Annotated in this window: 1 protein-coding gene; it reads left to right on the top strand. The window is 51.0% G+C overall.

Annotation, left to right across the window (positions count from 1 at the left end):
- Positions 1–119 precede the first annotated feature (119 nt).
- Positions 120–416: a hypothetical protein gene (locus HT737_RS30945; RefSeq protein WP_047297018.1), complete on the top strand. Its 297-nt coding sequence runs from the start codon at positions 120–122 to the stop codon at positions 414–416.
- Positions 417–678: the final 262 nt, after the last annotated feature.

The following is a 678-nucleotide window of genomic DNA, read 5'->3' as shown; positions in this document are numbered from 1 at the left end:
TGCTGGACTAATGCTTTTGCTATGACAGGGCACTGTGCCATCAGTATTTTTGACGGGTGTTTTTCTGACGCCTCTGCTTCAATGGCAACCATTGATCCTTCCCAAGGATGAGAACTCCCATGGAAATCACCGGTAACACAGCTTTTTATGCGGGTTTGAGCACCATTCAAACCGGGCAGAATCGTGTCGATCAGGCCGCCAGCCAGATCGCCAATAATACGATCGAGCGTTCGGTTACCAGCCAGTCTTCCGAGGCGCAGATTGATCGCCTGCGCGGTATCGACCGCAGCCAGCAAATGGATCCGGGCAGCGCCATGGCCGAAATGGCTCAAGGCAAGTTTCAGGTGGAGCTGGGCACCAAGGTCGCCAAGGCTTCTGATGAAATGCTCGGGACGATCATTGATACGTTTGCCTGATTTATCACATTCATCGTTTGCCGAACGCCGCGCTTTGTCGCGGCGTTTTTCGTTGTAAGTCCTTCTCCCTCAACTAATCTTTTTTCATTACCCGTGGCGCTTTGCAGCCCATGGCCGTTAGCTGTGTCCGGCGTTTGAAAAAAGTCATGACGAACGGCAAAAGATCGACGCTTGACAAGATTTCGGCGTAAACGTATGTTTCAAACAACTGTTTGACCGTCATCAACAAATCAACGCGGTCGTTCATTCCCGGTTACATCAG

Source organism: Pseudomonas sp. MD195_PC81_125, from assembly GCF_014060985.1.
GTDB classification, from domain to species: domain Bacteria; phylum Pseudomonadota; class Gammaproteobacteria; order Pseudomonadales; family Pseudomonadaceae; genus Aquipseudomonas; species Aquipseudomonas parakoreensis.
The sequence above is the reverse complement of the archived record's forward strand: the minus strand, read 5'-3'. Positions and strand labels throughout refer to the sequence as shown.

Excerpts from the sequence above, each read along its gene's own strand:
- HT737_RS30945 (WP_047297018.1), top strand. The coding sequence starts at position 120 with ATGGAAATCACCGGTAACACAGCTTTTTATGCGGGTTTGAGCACCATT.